Source organism: uncultured Paracoccus sp., assembly GCF_947496875.1.
In the GTDB taxonomy this organism is placed as follows: Bacteria; Pseudomonadota; Alphaproteobacteria; order Rhodobacterales; family Rhodobacteraceae; genus Paracoccus.
In genome coordinates this window covers 259,293-275,925 of record NZ_CANMEH010000001.1, presented here as the reverse complement: position 1 = coordinate 275,925, position 16,633 = coordinate 259,293, and the positions used below count along the sequence as shown (strand labels likewise).

Sequence of the window (16,633 nt, the reverse complement as noted above, 5' to 3'; positions counted from 1 at the left end):
GCCGACCAGGCGGCAGATGTCACAGCTTCCGCTCGACCTCTTCGCGCTCGAAGATCTCGATGACATCGCCCTTGCGGATGTCGTCGTAATTCTCGAACGCCATGCCGCATTCCTGCCCGGACTGAACCTCGCGGACCTCATCCTTGAAGCGCTTCAACGTCTTCAGCGTGCCCTCGTGGATCACCACGTTGTCGCGCAGCAAACGGACGCCGGCGGAACGCCGCGCCACCCCTTCGGTGACGAGGCAGCCGGCCACGTTGCCCACGCCGGTGACGCGGAAGGTGTCCTTGATCTCGGCATAACCGATGAAGTTCTCGCGCACCTCGGCGGACAGCAGCCCCGAGGCCGCGGCTTTGATGTCGTCCACCAGATCGTAGATGATCGAGTAGTAGCGGATCTCGACCCCCTTCTGGTTGGCCGAATTGCGCGCGGGCGCGTTGGCCCGCACGTTGAAGCCGATCACCGGGGCATTCGACGCCTCGGCCAGGCCAACATCGCTTTCCGTGATCGCGCCCACGCCCGAATGCAGCACCCGGACACGCACCTCTTCGTTGCCGACCTTCTCCAGCGCCTGGACGATTGCTTCGGCCGAGCCCTGCACGTCCGCCTTCACGACGACACCCAGTTCGGCCACTGTCTGGTCGGCCTTGGCCTTTGCCATCAGCTGCTCCAGCGTCGTCGCCGCACCGGCCGCTGCGCGTTTGTCCTTGGCGGCCTGCGACCGGTAGTCCGCGATCTCGCGGGCCTGTGCCTCGGTCTCGACGACGTTCAGCACGTCGCCCGCCTCGGGCGTTCCGTTCAGGCCCAGCACTTCGACCGGGACCGACGGCCCTGCCTCGGACACCCGCTCGCCCTTGTCGTCGATCAGCGCCCGGACCTTGCCCCACTGTTCGCCGACAACGAAGATGTCGCCCTGCTTCAGCGTGCCGTTCTGGACCAGAACGGTCGCGACCGGGCCGCGTCCCACGTCCAGCTTGGCCTCGATCACCGCGCCAAGCGCGGCGCGGTCCGGGTTGGCGCGCAGTTCCAGGATCTCGGCCTGCAGCGCGATGGCTTCCAGCAACTCGTCCAGCCCCTGCCCGGTATGGGCCGACACCTCGACGTCCTGCACGTCGCCCGACATCGCCTCGACCACGACCTCGTGCTGCAGCAGGTCGGTGCGGACCTTCTGCGGGTTGGCCGCGGGCTTGTCGATCTTGTTGATCGCCACGATCATCGGCACGTTCGCCGCCTTGGCGTGATTGATCGCCTCGACGGTCTGCGGCATGACCGCGTCGTCCGCAGCCACGACCAGCACCACGATGTCGGTCACGTTGGCGCCGCGCGCCCGCATGGAGGTGAAGGCCGCGTGACCGGGTGTGTCCAGGAACGTCAGCAGCGCGCCGCTTTCGGTCCTCACCTGGTAGGCACCGATATGCTGGGTGATCCCGCCCGCCTCGCCGGCGACGACGTTGGCCTGACGGATCTTGTCCAGAAGCGACGTCTTGCCGTGGTCGACATGGCCCATGATCGTGATGATCGGCGGCCGGGTCTGCAGGCTCTCGGGCGCGTCATCTTCGGTGTGCAGCACCTGTTCGACATCGGAATCGCTCACCCGGACCGAGCGGTGGCCGAATTCCTCGATCACCAGTTCGGCAGTGTCGGCGTCAATGGTCTGGTTGGCGGTGACCATCATTCCCATCTTCATCAGCGCCTTGATAAGGTCGGCTGACCGTTCGGCCATCCGGTTCGCGAGCTCGCTGACCACGATGGTTTCCGGCAACTGGACATCGCGCACCTGCTTCTCGGCCCGGTGCGCCTGGCCTAGCGCCTTCGCCCGGGCCTTTTCCTGCTTGCGCTTCATCGCGGCGAGCGACCGCTGCCGCCCGCCCTCGCCGCCTGCTAGCGCCTGGGTCAGCGACAGCTTGCCCTCGCGGCGCGAGTCGCCGCGCGCCTTGCTGCGCGAATCACGATCGGCATCGGGCCGGTCGCGTTCCGCGGGACGGCGGGCCGTCGTGACGCCCTTGGTTTCGGCGCGCGCGGCCGTCGCCTCGACGGCGGCGCGGTCGGCGGGGCCGGCCTGCGCGGGCTTGGCGGTGACCTCGGCCTTTTTCTGCGCGCGGACGCGGGCCTCTTCGGCCTTGCGCGCCTCTTCCTCGGCGCGGGCCCGCAGCGCTTCCTCGCGCTCGCGATCCTCGCGCTCCTTGGCCTCGATTTCGGCGCGGCGGCGCTCACGTTCTTCCTCGCGGGCCTTTTCCTCGGCGGCGCGGGCAGCGTTCTCGGCGACTTCACGCGACTTAGCCGCGGCCAGCGCCTTCAGCCGGCGCTCCATTTCGGCCTCGGAAATCCCGGCGGGACGCTTGGACGGATCCGACGCGACGGCTGCGGGCGAATTCGGCCGCGGCGCAGGACCGCCCGCCGCACCCGCGCTGCCCGGCTTGGGCACCACGACGCGCTTGCGCTTGGTCTCGACCACCACGTTATGCGTCCGGCCGTGGCTGAAGCTCTGCTTCACCTGACCCGAGCGCCCGCTGCCAAGCCCCAGTGGTTTCTTTCCGTCTTTATCGCTCATCCGCTCTCGAATCCTTCCCGGCAATCGAAATGCCGTCATGCCCGCGCAGACCTTTCAGTCGTGCGGCGTCCCGTATCACCTTGTCGGTCAGGCCCCCTGGCGCAAGCGCGCTGTGTATGACATGCGCGCGGCCGAAAGCCAAACCCAATTCTGAAGCGGTCAGGCACCCGAACCAGCGTCCGCCGGTGGGTGTCCACAGCTTGCCCTTGCCGCGCTCCGACCCGTCGCTGGCCTGGAACAGGACCTTGGCGCGGCCGGCTGCCAGCCAGTCCTTGACCTTCTCGAATCCGGCCACCGCATGGCCCGCCTTGCGCGACAGCGAGATCAGTTCCACGACCCGTCGCGCCAGCGCCGACTCGAGCCCGGCGACCAGATCGTCAGGTGCCCTTACATGGGCCTTCGCGCCGCGGGAAAAAAGCCCCTTGTCGACCGCCTTCTGCAATGCCCACCGGTCCGCCGTCACCCAGAATCCACGCCCGGGCAGCCGTTCGGCCAGATCCGGCACGACATTCCCGTCCGGATCGGCCACGAACCGGATCAGTCCGGCCTTTGGCTGCACCTCACCGGTGACGATGCAGCGCCGCTCGGCCACGTCCCGGTCCTTGTCCCGACCCCCGCGCGTCACGCCATGATCCGGGGCGTTACACCCCGGCCTCCGTGTTGGCTTCGGCGGTCTCCTCGGTGCCCGCATCGTCGCGGAGCGGGTGCAACTCGTCGGGGTCGACCCAGCCCAGCATGACGCGGGCCGTCATCACCATGTCCTGCGCTTCTTCCAGCGAGATGCCGAAGGGCTCCAGGATGCCGTCGTCCTTGACCCGCTGCCCGTTCTGGCTGGTCCAGCCACCGGCCAGTTCCCAATCAGCGCAGGTCGCGAAGTCCTCCAGCGTCTTGACGTCATCCTTGGCAAGCGCCTCGAGCATCTGCGGGGTCAGCCCCTCGAACCCGATCAGGCTGTCCTCGACGCCGAGCTCGCGCGCGTTCTCCAGCGCCTTGGCATTCTGCGCCTCCAGATAGTCGCGGGCCCGGGCCTGCAGTTCCTCGGCGGTGCCATCGTCCACGCCGTCGATCGCCAGCAGCTCGCCCTGCTCGACATAGGCGACTTCTTCCAGGTTGGTGAACCCTTCGGCGACCAGCAGCTGGGCAAAGAACTCGTCCAGGTCCAGCGTGTCCATGAACAGCTGGGTGCGGGCGTTGAACTCGGCCTGCCGGCGCTTGGATTCCTCCTCCTCGGTCAGGATGTCGATGTCGAGGCCGGTCAACTGGCTGGCCAGCCGGACGTTCTGGCCGCGCCGGCCGATGGCCAGGCTCAGCTGTTCCTCGGGGACCACGACCTCGATGCGGGTCGCGTCGGGATCGACGACGACCTTGGCGACCTCGGCCGGCTGCAGCGCGTTGACCAGGAACGTCGCCTGATCCTCGGACCACGGGATGATGTCGATCTTCTCGCCCTGCAGCTCGCCCACCACGGCCTGCACGCGGCTGCCCCGCATCCCGACGCAGGCACCGACCGGATCGATCGAGTTGTCGTAGGAAATCACCGCGATCTTGGCGCGGCTGCCCGGGTCTCGGGCGACCGCCTTGATCTCGATGACGCCGTCATAGATTTCCGGCACCTCCATCTTGAACAGCTCGGCCATGAACTGCGGGTCGGTGCGCGACAGGAAGATCTGCGGCCCGCGCGTCTCGCGGCGCACGTCCTTCACGAAGGCGCGGATTCGGTCGTTGGGGCGATAGCTCTCGCGGCCGATCTTCTCGTTGCGGCGCAGGATCGCCTCGCCGCGGCCGACGTCCACGATGATGTTGCCGTATTCCTCGCGCTTGACGATCCCGTTGATGATCGTGCCGGCGCGATCCTTGAATTCCTCGTACTGGCGGTCGCGCTCGGCCTCGCGGACCCGCTGCAGGATCACCTGCTTGGCCGACTGCGCGGCGATCCGGCCCAGCTCGACGGGCGGCACCTCGTCGACGATCTCGTCGCCGACCTTGGGATCGTCCAGATACGGACGCGCCTGCTCGGCGGTCACCTGGGCCTGATAGTTCTCGACCGCGTCATCCTCGACCACGGTGCGGATGCGGGTGAACCGGGCATTGCCGGTCTTGCGGTCGATCTTGACCCGGATGTCCATCTCGGCGCCGTAGCGCGACTTGGCCGCACGGGCGAGACTGTCCTCCATCGCCTCGATCACCAGATCGGGGTCGATCATCTTCTCGCGCGCGACTGCCTCGGCGGTCTGCAGCAGTTCAAGCTGGTTGGCAGAGGTGATGGCCATCAATCACTCCTTGAGCAGGTCGGCGTCGTCGCCGTCTTCGTCGGTTTCGGTCTCGACGCCGTCGAAGGCGGCATCGTCCAGATCGGTCATCCGCCCGTCGCCGATCCCCGCGCCCCCCTCGGCGCCCTCGGGCAGGGTCCCTGCCTCCTTGCGGGTCTTCAGCATCATCGCGATCAGTTCGTCGGTCAGCAGCAGCTTGGCATCGGACAGCAGGTCGAAGTTCAGGCCGATGGTCTGCACCTCGCCGCCCTCGGTGATGTTCAGCAGGACCTCGTCGCCCTCGACGCCGGCCAGGACGCCCTTGAACCGCTTGCGGCCGTCGATCGGCTGGTTGGTTTCCAGCCGGGCGTCATAGCCCTCGAACGTGGCGAAGTCCTTCAGCCGGGTCAGCGGCCGGTCGATCCCCGGGCTGGACACCTCCAGGTGATAGGCGTCCTCAAGCGGGTCCTCGACGTCCAGCGTCGCGCTGACCGCAACCGAGATGTCGGAGCAGTCGTCGACATTGATGCCGCCCTCGGGCCGGTCCGCCATGATCTGCAGCGTCGCGGTCTTGCCGCCCTGCAGGCGCAGGCGCACCAGTTCGAACCCCAGATCTTCGATCACCGGCTGGATGATCTCGGCGAGGCGGCGGTCGATGGCGGTCTTTGCAATGAGGTCGGGCATGATCCGATCCTAGAAATGAAAAACGGGCCCGTAGCGGCCCGTGCGTCGTTCGTCGGATGGGCAGGGGGTGGAAGCCTGCGCCGCTGTCACGAGGTCACATAGACCTGCCCCTCGACCTTTGCAAGGTCTCATTCAGGTGCAACAGGAATGCGAACGAACCATCGCCATTGCACGACGCCGGTGCCCGATGATTTCGCCTAGCTCGACGCCATCTGGTCCACCACCCGGACCAACTCGGCCATGATCCGCGGCTCGTTCAGCGCGTGGCCCGACGCGGGGACCATGCGCAGGTCGCAGCGGGGCCAGCCCTTCGCCAGCTCATGCGCGGCCTTCGGCGGGCAGACCATGTCATAGCGTCCCTGCACGATGACGGCGGGCAGATGCTCGATCCGGTCGCGTCCGGCCAGCAACTGACCTTCGTCCAGAAAGCAGCCATGGGCGAAATAGTGGTTTTCCAGCCGCGCGAATGCACGGGCATAATCCGGCGGCGCGCTGCAGGTGGTCGGGTTGTCCAGACCGGCCAGCGCGTTTTCCCAGGCCAGCCACGGGATCGCGAACCGGGTTTCCGTCGCCCGGTCGCCGCTGAACAGTCGCCGGTTGTAGGCGGCGATCAGGTCGCCCCGCTCGTCCTCGGGAATGGCTTCGCGGAACCGGGCCCATAGCTCGGGCCAGAACCGCCCTGCCCCGCCGCCGTAGAACCAGTCGAGTTCCTCCTGCCGGCCCAGGAAGACGCCGCGCAGCACCAGGGCGCTGACCCGATCGGGCGCCGCCTGTGCGAACGCCAGCGCCAGCGCCGCCCCCCAGCTGCCGCCGAACAGGGCGGCTGGGCCGAGACCCAGCTCGTCCATGATCCGGTTGATGTCGGCGATCAGGTGCGCCGTGGTGTTCGCCGTCACCTCGGCATGGGGCCGCGAGCGTCCGCAGCCTCGCTGGTCGAACAGGACGACATGCCAGTGGTCCGGATCGAAGAAGCGGCGCATCAGCGGGCTGCAGCCGCCGCCCGGCCCGCCATGCAGGACGATCACCGGACGCCCCTGCGGATTGCCGCAGGATTCGACATAGAGTTCATGACCGTCGCCGACGGCGATCATCCGTCGGGCAAACGGCTCCACCAGCGGATGAAGCCGCCCGGGGGAAGACGGTGCAACGATTTGCCCTGACGGCCGATCCATGCTGCCGGTATACATGGTCCCCGCATGACAGGCCAGCCGAGGGGTAAGACTATGGCGAACACGCAGTCCAGCATCGATCCCGCCGAGGTGCAGAAGTTCCAGGAGATGGCGGCCGAGTGGTGGGACCCGGCCGGCAAGTTCAAGCCTCTGCACATGCTGAACCCTGTCCGGCTGGACTATGTCACCGGGCAGATCGCGGCCGAATTCTCGCGCGACCTGCACGGGGCCCGGCCGTTCGACGGGATCCGGCTGCTGGATATCGGGTGTGGCGGCGGGCTGATGACCGAACCGATGGCGCGGCTGGGGGCCACGGTGACCGGCGCCGACGCGGCCGACCGCAACATCGCGGTGGCGCGGCTGCATGCGGATCAGTCGGGGCTGGACATCGACTATCGCGCCGACGCGGCGGAAACCCTGCTGGCGGAAAACCTGTCCTTCGACGTGGTGCTGGCGCTGGAGATCGTCGAGCATGTGGCCGATCCGCAGGAGTTCGCGACCACCTGCACGCGGCTGCTGCGGCCGGGCGGGATGCTGATCATGTCCACCCTGAACCGCACCCCGCAAAGCTTTGCCGCGGCGATTGTTGCCGCGGAGTGGGTGATCCGCTGGTTGCCGCGGGGTACCCATGACTGGCGCCGCTTCATCCGCCCCGATGAGCTTGCGGCGATGCTCGACGCAGCCGGCACACGGGTCGTGGACCGCGCCGGCATGGTCTTCAACCCGGTGCGCTGGGACTGGTCGCTGTCCCGGCGGGACCTGTCAGTCAACTATCTCATGACCGGCATCCGGTCCTGACCGACGGGGCTGCGCCTGGCTAGATCTCGTCCTCCAGCCGCTCGCGCAGGCGGCGCAGCACCGGCAGGGCGGCACGCACCTCGTCCGGTCCCAGGTCGTGCACGATCCCGGCGAGGCGCGGCATCAGCGCCGCAAGCGCCGCGTCGCGTGCCGCCCGCCCGGTCGGGCTGATCGCGACGAACTTGCGGCGGGCATCGTCCCAATCGGGACGGATATGGACGTAGCCCGCCCATTCCAGCCGGGCCAGGGTGTTGGTCATGGCACCGCGGGTGACGTGAAAGGCGCGGGCCAGCTCTGCCGGGGTGCGTTCGCCATTCAGATGCGCCAGCAGGTTCAGGACCGAGAAATGCGACAGCTGCATGCCGCCGGGCAGCACCCGGGTGACCATGCTGCGCGCCAGCTGCTCGCTGTTCATCAGCTCGGCGAAAAGGGCCGCAGCCAGCGCCCGCGTGGCCGCGTCCTCGGTCATCCGCGCCGCGGCGCGCCGGGCACGGTGAGGTCCGGTCCGTGGATCACCGGATCGTGCCGCCAGGCGGGCACGCGGCGGCGGGCGTCGTCGACGCGGCCCAGGTCCAGCGGCACGATGGTGACGCCGGGTGTGGTCCCGCCATCGGCCAACACCTCGCCCCACGGCGCGACCGCCATCGAGTGGCCGTAGCTGTGCCGGGGTCGCCGGTCCGGACTGTGCGGGGCGGGGTGGGTCCCGCATTGCGCCGCGGCCAGGACGAAGCAGCCGGTCTCGATGGCGCGGGCGCGCAGCAGCACCTCCCAGTGCGCGGCCCCGGTGGTGTCGTTGAAGGCCGCCGGGATCGTCAGGATCCGGGCGCCGGCCCGGGCCAGACGGCGATACAGATGCGCAAAGCGCACGTCGTAGCAGATCGTGACGCCTATCGGCACCGGGCCGCGGGCCACAACCGCGCGGTCGCCGGGGCGAAAGGCGGCGCTTTCGCGATAGCTCTCGGTGGCCGAGACGGTCACGTCGAACATGTGGATCTTGTCGTAGCGCGCGACGATGTCGCCGGCGGGGCCGATCAGAAAGCTGCGATTCACGAAGCGCCGGTCGTCCGGATCGTCGGGCTTCAGCGCCAGCGACCCGATCGACAGCCACACGCCCAGCCGGGCGGCATCATCGCGCAACGCGGCCAGCGTGGGATCGGCGTCCTCACGGCACAGCAACGCTGCCTGGCGACGGCGATCGGGGGTCAGCAGGTTGGTCACCTCGGGGGTGCAGACCAATTGCGCCCCCTGCCCGGCCGCGGCCGACACCAGGTCGCGCGTGACCGGCAGGTTGGCCTCGGGGTCGTCCCCCACGGTGAGCTGGACCAGCGCGGCCGTGAGGACGCTGGACCCACCGGCGGGATCGGCTGGCAGTGCCACGGCCTAGAGGCCCAGCAGCGGATCCAGCTTGCCGGCGCGATCTAGGGCATGGATCTCGTCCGACCCGCCCATCGACTGTCCGTCGATGAAGATCTGCGGGACCGTGCGGCGGCCATTGGCGCGCTGGGTCATCTCGGCCCGCCGTTCCGGAGCCCGGCCGACGTCGATCAGCTCGTACTGCACGCCCTTGCGGTCCAGCAGGCCGCGCGCGCGGTAGCAATAGGGGCAGCTCTGGGTGGCATAGATCTCGACACGGGCCGTCATGGGTCTCTCCTTGTTGCGTGGGGTGCAACATGGGGTCGGGGTACGCGAGGGTCCAGAGCGTGGCGTCGCGCGCGACGCAGCGATCATCGCCGGTGCAGGCCCCTGTCGCACGGCCCCGCCGGCGCGGCGCGGACAGGATTGCTTGCGGCACCGGTGCGCCGCCCCTATATCGCGACTTTCCCTTGCCTGCCCGAGGCTTCGCCCATGTCCGACCCGCAGACCCCGTTCTACCTGATCGACCGGGACCGGTTGCAGGCCAACATGGACAAGATGGTGCGCCTGCGCGAGCGGTCGGGCGCGCAGACCCTGCTGGCGCTCAAGTGCTTTGCGACCTGGGGCGTGTTCGACCAGATGGCCCGGTTCATGGACGGCACCACCTCGTCCTCGTTGAACGAGCTGCGGCTGGGGCGCGAAAAGTTCGGGGGCGAAACCCACGCCTATTCGGTCGCCTGGGCCGATCACGAGATCGACGAGGCGGTGGGCTATGCCGACAAGATCATCTTCAACAGCCTGGGGCAGCTGGACCAGTTCGCGGACCGGGCCTCGGGCATCGCCCGCGGCCTGCGGCTCAATCCCCGCTTCTCGACCAGCGGCTTCGACCTGGCCGACCCCGCCCGGCCCTTTTCCCGGCTGGGGGAATGGGATCTGAGCCGGCTGGAACGGGCGATGGACCGTATCAACGGGGTGATGATCCACTACAACTGCGAGAACGCCGATTTCGACCTGTTCGGCGCCCAGCTCGACCGGATCGAGTCCGAGTTCGGCGCGGTCCTGGAACGGCTCGACTGGGTCAGTCTGGGCGGCGGCATCCATTTCACCGGCGACGGCTATCCGCTGGACGATCTGGCCGACCGGCTGGCGCGGTTCGCGGACCGGTTCGGGGTGCAGGTCTACCTGGAGCCCGGCGAGGCGTCGATCACCGGCACCACCACGCTGGAGGTGACGGTGCTGGACATCCTGAACAACGGCAAGGAGGTCGCGATCGTCGATTCCAGCATCGAGGCGCACATGCTGGACCTGCTAATCTACCGCCAGGACGCGCGGCTGCCGCAGACCGGCGCCCACGCCTATCAGATCGCCGGAAAATCCTGCCTGGCGGGCGATGTCTTCGGCGACGCGCGATTCGCGCGGCCGCTGCACATCGGCGACCGGATCAGCATCGAGGATGCGGGCGGCTATACGATGGTCAAGAAGAACTGGTTCAACGGGGTCGCGATGCCGGCGATCTGCGTCCGCGAACAGGACGGGACCATCCGCACGCTGCGCACCTTCGGCTATGATGACTACCGGGACGCGCTGTCCTGATCCGTCCAGACCGGCCCTGAAAAGCCCGGACCTGCCCTGAAAAGCCAGACTTGCCCTGAGAAGAAGGAGACCGCTGCGGTGGAAAAGCCCAACGTCCTCATCATCGGTGCCGGGGGCGTCGCCCAGGTGACCGCCCACAAGGTGGCGCAGTGGTCGGCCGAATTCGGCGACGTCCACATGGCCAGCCGGACCCGGGACAAGGCCGACGCCATCGTCGATAGCATCCGCGACAAGGGACGGGCGCAGGGCCTGACCATCACCACCCATGCGCTGGACGCGACCGACACGGACGCGCTGATCGGGCTGATCCGCCAGATCGGGGCCCGGATCGTCATCAATGTCGGCTCGCCCTTCATCAACATGTCGGTTCTCGCCGCCTGCATCGACACGGGTGCGGCCTATATCGACACCGCGATCCACGAAGAGCCGGACAAGATCTGCGAAACGCCGCCCTGGTACGCCAACCATGAATGGAAGCGGCGCGAGGCCTGCGAAAGGGCGGGCGTGACGGCGATCCTGGGGGCAGGCTTCGATCCCGGCGTCGTCAATGCCTATGCCCGTCTGGCCGAGGACGAGTATTTCGACGAGATCACCTCGATCGACATCGTCGACATCAACGCAGGCAGTCACGGCCGCTACTTCGCCACGAATTTCGACCCCGAGATCAATTTCCGCGAGTTCACCGGGACCGTCTATTCCTGGCAGGACGGCGCGTGGCAGGAAAACCGGATGTTCGAGGTCGGCCGCCAGTGGGACCTGCCGGTGGTCGGGACCCAGACCGCCTATCTGTCCGGGCATGACGAGATCCACAGCCTGTCGGCCCGCTACAGCCAGGCCGATGTCCGGTTCTGGATGGGGTTCGGCCCGCACTACATCAACGTGTTCACGGTGCTGAAGTCGCTGGGCCTCCTGTCAGAGCATCCCGTGACGACCGCCGAAGGCCAGAGCGTCGTGCCGCTGAAGGTCGTCAAGGCGGTTCTGCCCGATCCGGCCAGCCTGGCCGCGGACTATACCGGCAAGACCTGCATCGGCGATCTGGTCAAGGGGACCAGGGACGGGCAGCCGGCCGAGGTCTTCATCTACAACGTCGCGGACCACCGGGATGCCTTCGACGAGGTCGGCAGCCAGGGGATCAGCTATACCGCCGGCGTGCCGCCCGTCGCCGCGGCCATCCTGATCGCACGCGGCACCTGGGACGTGAAGCGCATGGTCAATGTCGAGGACCTGCCCGCGCGTCCGTTCCTCGACCTGCTGGGCGAGATGGGGCTGCCCAGTCGCGTCATCGACGCCAGGGGCGACCACCCGATCTGACCGGATTTCGCGCAGCGTTCAGTTAAACTTGTAGGCGCAGGACGGGAACCCCGCTGCCTCCTGCCCGTTCGGCGCCAACGGACAGCACGGAAGATGGCGGCGTGGCGCGGAGCGAAGACAAGGCGGTTTCACTGTTTCCCGGGAGATCGCCCGACAGGTCGCGGGCGCGGCCGTCGGTTCCCCGCTGGGCGGTTGTCGGCATCTTCGTGATCCTGGCCTTCGGCTTTCTGGCCGAGGCGCGGGCGTTTCTGATGCCTGCGACGCTGGCGCTGCTGCTGTTCTTCGTGTTCGTGCCGTTCCGGCGACTGTTGTCACGGGTCGGGATCGGACCGTCCGGTGCGGCGGTGATCGTCACCTTCGGGCTGCTGCTGACGGTGATCAGCCTGGGCTATGCCATCTCGGGTCCGATCGGGTCACTGGTCCAGAGCAGCGACCAGATCGGTGCGCGGCTCGAGGAGCGGATGCAGGCGATCCGCGAGAATTTCCGCGGGATCGAGGAAGCGGCCGCCAAGATCGACGAGCTTGCCGATGGCGATACGAAGGATGGCGAGGACGCCCCCGCAACCCGCGTCACCACCAACGACGCCGCGACGACGGTGGTCGAGACCTCCGACGGTCCTGCTGCCTCGGCAACCATGACGACCACCCCGGCAGTCCCCGAGCCGGACGGCACGGTACGGACCGAGCAGGACATCGAGGTCAAGGTCGATGCTACGGCGGGCCCCACCACGATGCAGCAGCTGGTGACGCTGGGCCCCGAGATCATCAGCCAGATCGTCTTCACGCTGGTGCTGCTGTTCTTCCTCCTCAGCTCCGGCGACCTGATGTACCTGAAGATCGTGCAAAGCTTCGACTCGATGAAGGACAAGCGCCACGCCTACCTGGCGCTGCGCGAGATCGAGGACAGCCTGGGCCGGTATCTCGGCTCGATCACGATCATCAATCTGGGCCTGGGCGTCGCGATCGGACTGGCGATGTGGGCCTGGGGCATGCCGAACCCGCTGCTGTGGGGAATCGCGGGATTCGTGCTCAACTACATCCCCTACATCGGCGCGATGCTGGGCACCGTGACCGGCGCCGTGGTGGCGCTGCTGGTCTATGACGACTTGTGGTATCCGATGATGATCGGCCTGACCTTCCTGGCGCTGACCTCGCTGGAAGGGCAGTTCGTCACTCCGCTTTTCGTCTCGAACCGCCTGCGGCTGAACCAGGTGGTGGTGTTCGCCACGGTTGCCCTCTGGGCGTGGCTGTGGTCGGTGCTGGGGATGGTCGTGGCGGTTCCCGTGCTCGTGGTCGTGCGGGTGCTGTGCGAACACATCCCCGGCATGGAGAAGTTGGGGAATTTTTTGGCGGGCGAAGCCCCCCCGGCGCTGGAGGACGAGGACGAGGACAGCGCCCGCGACATCGTCGAGGCCGGCGACCACGCCGCGGACTCGGCCGACGCCACGGTGCTGACCGCCGAGGCCGTAGAGGAGCCGCCCGACACATCGCCGGTGCCCCGCGCCTGATCGGCCGTGCGGGCTGTCGCGAGGGCAGATCGTCGAACCTTCAACGCCCTCGGCGGTTCGGGGTGGCCGATCGTCGGTCCAGTTGGGTCTGTCACCGGCATGCGCAGAGACGATGCCAATCGGCAGCCCACCGTCCGTGCGGCGGCGATCTCGTTGGCAACGCGCCCGCCTGCAATGCTGCGCAGGCGAACTCCTCCAAGCCCGAAAGCGGGCGCCGGGCTCCGGTATGGTCCTCACGACCTGCCTCAACAGTCACGTATCAGGCCCGCTAATTTCCTTTACCTGCTGGAGTCCATGTCCCATCCTTTCACCGTCACAGGGGGCACATGCGTACACAGGTCGCCATCATCGGCGGCGGGCCGTCGGGTCTGCTGCTGGGGCAGTTGCTCCACCGTCAGGGGATCGACAGCGTCGTGGTCGAACGCAAGACCCGGGACCATGTGCTGGGCCGGATCCGCGCGGGGGTCCTGGAGACCGGGCTGGTCCACCTGATGGAACAGGCCGGCGTCGCCGATCGTCTGCATGCCGAAGGCTTCGTCCATGACGGCACCCGGATCGCGTTCGCGGGTGACATGTTCCACGTCGATTTCCGCGCGCTGACGGGCAAGCCGGTGATCGTCTACGGGCAGACCGAGCTGACGCGTGATCTGTACGACGCACGCCGCGCGGCTGGCGCGCCGATCCTGTTCGAGGCGGAACAGGTGGTGATCCACGATGCCGACAGCGCACACCCGCATGTCACCCTGTCGGTGCATGGCGCGCCGGTGCGGATCGACTGCGACTTTGTGGCCGGGTGCGACGGGTTCCACGGGGTCAGTCGGGAAACCATTCCCCTGAGCGTGCGTCGGGAATACGAGAAGACCTATCCGTTCGGCTGGCTGGGGGTGCTGTCCGAGACCCCGCCGGTCGATGACGAGCTGATCTATGCCAGTTCGCCACGCGGCTTTGCGCTGTGTTCGATGCGCAACCGCAACCTGTCGCGCTATTACATCCAGTGCGCGCTCAGCGATCATCCGCAGGACTGGACCGACGCGGCCTTCTGGCAGGAACTGAAGCGGCGCATCCCGCACGAGGCGGCCGAGCGGCTGGTGACCGGGCCGGCGATCGAGAAGTCGATCGCGCCGCTGCGGTCCTTCGTGACCGAGCCGATGCGCTGGGGCCGCCTGTTCCTGTGCGGCGATGCCGCCCACATCGTGCCACCCACCGGCGCCAAGGGGCTGAACACCGCGGCGTCCGACGTCCATTACCTGTATCACGGGTTGCGCGATCATTACCGGGACGGCGACGACGACGCGCTTGACCGCTATTCCGAGCGCGCCCTGCTGCGGGTCTGGAAGGCCGAGCGGTTTTCCTGGTGGTTCAGCTCGCTGCTTCACCGCTATCCTTACCAGAGCGAGTTCGACCTGAAGATGCAGGCGGCCGAGATCTCGTTCCTGCGCGACAACGAAGCGCAGCAGCGGGCCTTTGCCGAAAACTATGTGGGGCTGCCATATTGATGCGACATGCAGTGATCGACGGGCTGGGCGTCCACTATACCGACGCCGGGCCGCAGGACGGGCCGGCGCTGGTCTTTGCCAACTCGCTCGGCACCGACCTGCGGCTGTGGGATGCGGTGCTGCCGCTGCTGCCCACCGGGCTGCGGCTGGTCCGCTATGACAAGCGGGGGCACGGCCTGACCCAGACCACGCCCGGGCCCTATGCGATCGACCGGCTGGCCGACGACGCGGCCGGCCTGATCCGCCAGCTTGGGCTGCGCGACGTGATCTTCGTCGGCCTGTCGATCGGCGGGCTGATCGCACTGGCGCTGGCCGCGCGCCACGGCGATCTGCTGCGCGGGCTGGTGATTTCCAACAGCGCCGCCCGGATCGGCACGCCGCAGTTGTGGGATGACCGCATGGCCGCGATCCGGGACGGCGGCATCGAGGCGATCTCGGCCCCGACAATGGAGCGCTGGTTTTCGCCCGGCTTCCGGGCCAGCGGCCAGGCCGCGCCGTGGCAGCGGATGCTGGAACGCCAGCCGGTCGAGGGGTATCTCGGCTGCTGCGCCGCGATCGCGGGGGCCGACCTGCGGGCCGAGGCCGCCGGACTGACGCTGCCCGTGCAGATGATCGCCGGCAGCATGGATGGCTCGACCCCGCCCGATCTGGTGGGCGAAACCGCGCGGCTGATCCCCGGCGCGCGGATGGATGTCATCGAGGGCGTGGGCCACCTGCCCTGTGTCGAGGCGCCGCAGCGTTTCGCCGACCTGCTGATGCGCTTCATGACCGAGGTCGATCATGTCCGGGGCTGATCCTGCGCCCCCTGCCGCGGGGCACGACAAGGACCGGCAGGATCGGGGCACCGCCATCCGGCGCGCGGTCCTGGGCGACGCCCATGTCGACCGTGCCGAAGCTGCCCGAACCGATTTCGACGCTCCGTTCCAGGACCTGATCACCCAGGCTGCCTGGGGTACGGTCTGGGCATCCGACGGCATATCGCTCCGGGAACGATCGATGCTGACGCTGGCGCTGCTGGCCGCGATGGGCAATTTCGACGAGATCCCGATGCATATCCGGGCCACGGCGCGCACCGGCGCCAGCCAGCGCGACGTTCTGGAATGCTTTCAGCATGTGGCGATCTATTGCGGGGTGCCGAAAGCCAATCATGCGCTGAAGATTGCCCGCCAGACCTATGCGGACATGGAGGATGGGGGATGAAACCTGCCGAATACTATCAGCGGGACCGTACGATCCATCCGCCGGCGCTCACCCCCGACTACAAGACCTCGGTCTCCCGGTCACCGCGGTTCAGCCTGATCAGCCTGCTGGGATCGCTCTCCGAGACCACCGGACCGGTGTTCGGCCAGCACGACATCGATCCGATCGACAACGACCTGATCAAGAACTTTGCCACGACCGGCGACCCGGTCGGCGAACGCATCATCGTTCACGGTCGGGTGCTGGACGAGGATTCGCGCCCGGTGTCGAACACGCTGGTGGAAATCTGGCAGGCCAATGCCGGGGGCCGCTATCGCCACCGCAAGGACAGCTATCTGGCGCCAATCGACCCGAATTTCGGCGGCTGCGGGCGGACCCTGACGGACGGGGACGGCTACTACTTCTTCCGCACCGTCAAGCCGGGCGCCTATCCGTGGCGCAACTGGGTGAACAGCTGGCGGCCCGCCCACATCCACCTGTCGCTGTTCGGCAGCGGCTTTGCCCAGCGGCTGATCACCCAGCTGTATTTCGAGGGCGACCCGCTGATCCCGCATTGCCCGATCGTGAATACCATTCCCGATCCGGACGCGATCGACCGGCTGATCGCCCGGCTGGACCTGAACGCGACCGTGCCGCTGGACGCGATCGCCTATCGGTTCGACATCGTTCTGCGCGGCCGCCGGTCGACGCTGTTCGAGAACCGGCTGGAGGGGAACTGAGA

16 protein-coding genes are annotated in these 16,633 nt (G+C 67.7%); 8 read left to right on the top strand and 8 right to left on the bottom strand.

The genetic code is table 11. The features are described 5' to 3' along the window. Nucleotides 1–19 precede the first annotated feature (19 nt). The 5 genes from infB to pip all read right to left on the bottom strand — a co-directional run bounded on the left by infB (nt 20) and on the right by pip (nt 6,656). The gene (gene infB / locus Q0938_RS01305; RefSeq protein WP_299358325.1) at nt 20–2,551 is read right to left on the bottom strand and encodes a translation initiation factor IF-2; all 2,532 of its coding nucleotides are present in this window, start codon (nt 2,549–2,551) and stop codon (nt 20–22) included. Continuing rightward, nucleotides 2,541–3,176, bottom strand: coding sequence for an RNA-binding protein (locus Q0938_RS01300; RefSeq protein WP_299358323.1), 636 nt, complete (start codon nt 3,174–3,176; stop codon nt 2,541–2,543). Before Q0938_RS01300 ends, infB begins: the two co-directional genes overlap by 11 nt. Before the next feature lie 16 nt (nt 3,177–3,192). Next, complete coding sequence (gene nusA / locus Q0938_RS01295) at nt 3,193–4,821, bottom strand: transcription termination factor NusA (protein ID WP_299358321.1); 1,629 nt, start codon at nt 4,819–4,821, stop codon at nt 3,193–3,195. A gap of 3 nt (nt 4,822–4,824) precedes the next feature. Continuing rightward, nucleotides 4,825–5,484 carry a ribosome maturation factor RimP gene (gene rimP / locus Q0938_RS01290; protein ID WP_299358319.1) on the bottom strand — a complete coding sequence of 220 codons (660 nt, stop codon included), beginning with the start codon at nt 5,482–5,484 and terminating at the stop codon, nt 4,825–4,827. Nucleotides 5,485–5,681: 197 nt separating this feature from the next. After that, nucleotides 5,682–6,656: a prolyl aminopeptidase gene (pip, locus tag Q0938_RS01285; protein WP_299358704.1), complete on the bottom strand. Its 975-nt coding sequence runs from the start codon at nt 6,654–6,656 to the stop codon at nt 5,682–5,684. 51 nt (nt 6,657–6,707) lie between these two features. On the opposite strand from pip, the gene ubiG reads away from it, so the two are divergent. Continuing rightward, on the top strand, nt 6,708–7,451 hold the full coding sequence (ubiG, locus tag Q0938_RS01280) for a bifunctional 2-polyprenyl-6-hydroxyphenol methylase/3-demethylubiquinol 3-O-methyltransferase UbiG (protein WP_299358317.1): 744 nt from the start codon (nt 6,708–6,710) through the stop codon (nt 7,449–7,451). Nucleotides 7,452–7,470: 19 nt separating this feature from the next. On the opposite strand, the gene Q0938_RS01275 is transcribed toward ubiG, so the two are convergent. Genes Q0938_RS01275 through grxC form a run of 3 tightly spaced genes read right to left on the bottom strand, consistent with a single transcriptional unit; the run spans nt 7,471 to nt 9,092 of the window. Next, nucleotides 7,471–7,920 (bottom strand): MarR family transcriptional regulator, encoded by a 450-nt coding sequence (locus tag Q0938_RS01275; protein ID WP_299358315.1) that lies wholly within the window; start codon nt 7,918–7,920, stop codon nt 7,471–7,473. Next, nucleotides 7,917–8,828, bottom strand: coding sequence for a carbon-nitrogen hydrolase family protein (locus Q0938_RS01270; RefSeq protein WP_299358313.1), 912 nt, complete (start codon nt 8,826–8,828; stop codon nt 7,917–7,919). The genes Q0938_RS01275 and Q0938_RS01270 overlap by 4 nt, the downstream gene beginning before the upstream one ends. A 3-nt stretch (nt 8,829–8,831) precedes the next feature. Continuing rightward, nucleotides 8,832–9,092, bottom strand: a complete 261-nt coding sequence (gene grxC / locus Q0938_RS01265) for a glutaredoxin 3 (protein WP_299358311.1) — start codon at nt 9,090–9,092, stop codon at nt 8,832–8,834. A 204-nt stretch (nt 9,093–9,296) separates the two neighbouring features. Between grxC and Q0938_RS01260 the strand changes: the two genes are divergently transcribed. From Q0938_RS01260 to pcaH, 7 genes are all read left to right on the top strand, one after another. After that, nucleotides 9,297–10,397, top strand: a complete 1,101-nt coding sequence (locus Q0938_RS01260; protein WP_299358309.1) for a carboxynorspermidine decarboxylase — start codon at nt 9,297–9,299, stop codon at nt 10,395–10,397. Nucleotides 10,398–10,475: 78 nt separating this feature from the next. Continuing rightward, nucleotides 10,476–11,708, top strand: coding sequence for a saccharopine dehydrogenase family protein (locus Q0938_RS01255; RefSeq protein ID WP_299358307.1), 1,233 nt, complete (start codon nt 10,476–10,478; stop codon nt 11,706–11,708). 101 nt (nt 11,709–11,809) lie between these two features. Beyond that, complete coding sequence (locus Q0938_RS01250; RefSeq protein WP_299358305.1) at nt 11,810–13,216, top strand: AI-2E family transporter; 1,407 nt, start codon at nt 11,810–11,812, stop codon at nt 13,214–13,216. 326 nt (nt 13,217–13,542) lie between these two features. Next, entirely contained in the window at nt 13,543–14,712 is a 1,170-nt protein-coding gene (pobA, locus tag Q0938_RS01245; RefSeq protein WP_299358303.1) for a 4-hydroxybenzoate 3-monooxygenase, read from the top strand. After that, nucleotides 14,712–15,506 carry a 3-oxoadipate enol-lactonase gene (gene pcaD / locus Q0938_RS01240; RefSeq protein WP_299358301.1) on the top strand — a complete coding sequence of 265 codons (795 nt, stop codon included), beginning with the start codon at nt 14,712–14,714 and terminating at the stop codon, nt 15,504–15,506. The genes pobA and pcaD overlap by 1 nt, the downstream gene beginning before the upstream one ends. Further along, a complete protein-coding gene (gene pcaC, locus Q0938_RS01235) occupies nt 15,493–15,912 on the top strand; it encodes a 4-carboxymuconolactone decarboxylase (RefSeq protein WP_299358299.1) in 420 nt (139 codons plus the stop codon). Before pcaD ends, pcaC begins: the two co-directional genes overlap by 14 nt. Beyond that, nucleotides 15,909–16,631 carry a protocatechuate 3,4-dioxygenase subunit beta gene (gene pcaH / locus Q0938_RS01230; protein ID WP_299358297.1) on the top strand — a complete coding sequence of 241 codons (723 nt, stop codon included), beginning with the start codon at nt 15,909–15,911 and terminating at the stop codon, nt 16,629–16,631. The genes pcaC and pcaH overlap by 4 nt, the downstream gene beginning before the upstream one ends. Nucleotides 16,632–16,633: the final 2 nt, after the last annotated feature.

Excerpts from the sequence above, each read along its gene's own strand:
- infB (WP_299358325.1), bottom strand. The coding sequence starts at position 2,551 with ATGAGCGATAAAGACGGAAAGAAACCACTGGGGCTTGGCAGCGGGCGC.
- nusA (WP_299358321.1), bottom strand. The coding sequence starts at position 4,821 with ATGGCCATCACCTCTGCCAACCAGCTTGAACTGCTGCAGACCGCCGAG.
- rimP (WP_299358319.1), bottom strand. The coding sequence starts at position 5,484 with ATGCCCGACCTCATTGCAAAGACCGCCATCGACCGCCGCCTCGCCGAG.
- pip (WP_299358704.1), bottom strand. The coding sequence starts at position 6,656 with ATGGATCGGCCGTCAGGGCAAATCGTTGCACCGTCTTCCCCCGGGCGG.
- ubiG (WP_299358317.1), top strand. The coding sequence starts at position 6,708 with ATGGCGAACACGCAGTCCAGCATCGATCCCGCCGAGGTGCAGAAGTTC.
- Q0938_RS01275 (WP_299358315.1), bottom strand. The coding sequence starts at position 7,920 with ATGACCGAGGACGCGGCCACGCGGGCGCTGGCTGCGGCCCTTTTCGCC.
- grxC (WP_299358311.1), bottom strand. The coding sequence starts at position 9,092 with ATGACGGCCCGTGTCGAGATCTATGCCACCCAGAGCTGCCCCTATTGC.
- Q0938_RS01260 (WP_299358309.1), top strand. The coding sequence starts at position 9,297 with ATGTCCGACCCGCAGACCCCGTTCTACCTGATCGACCGGGACCGGTTG.
- pobA (WP_299358303.1), top strand. The coding sequence starts at position 13,543 with ATGCGTACACAGGTCGCCATCATCGGCGGCGGGCCGTCGGGTCTGCTG.
- pcaD (WP_299358301.1), top strand. The coding sequence starts at position 14,712 with ATGCGACATGCAGTGATCGACGGGCTGGGCGTCCACTATACCGACGCC.
- pcaC (WP_299358299.1), top strand. The coding sequence starts at position 15,493 with ATGTCCGGGGCTGATCCTGCGCCCCCTGCCGCGGGGCACGACAAGGAC.
- pcaH (WP_299358297.1), top strand. The coding sequence starts at position 15,909 with ATGAAACCTGCCGAATACTATCAGCGGGACCGTACGATCCATCCGCCG.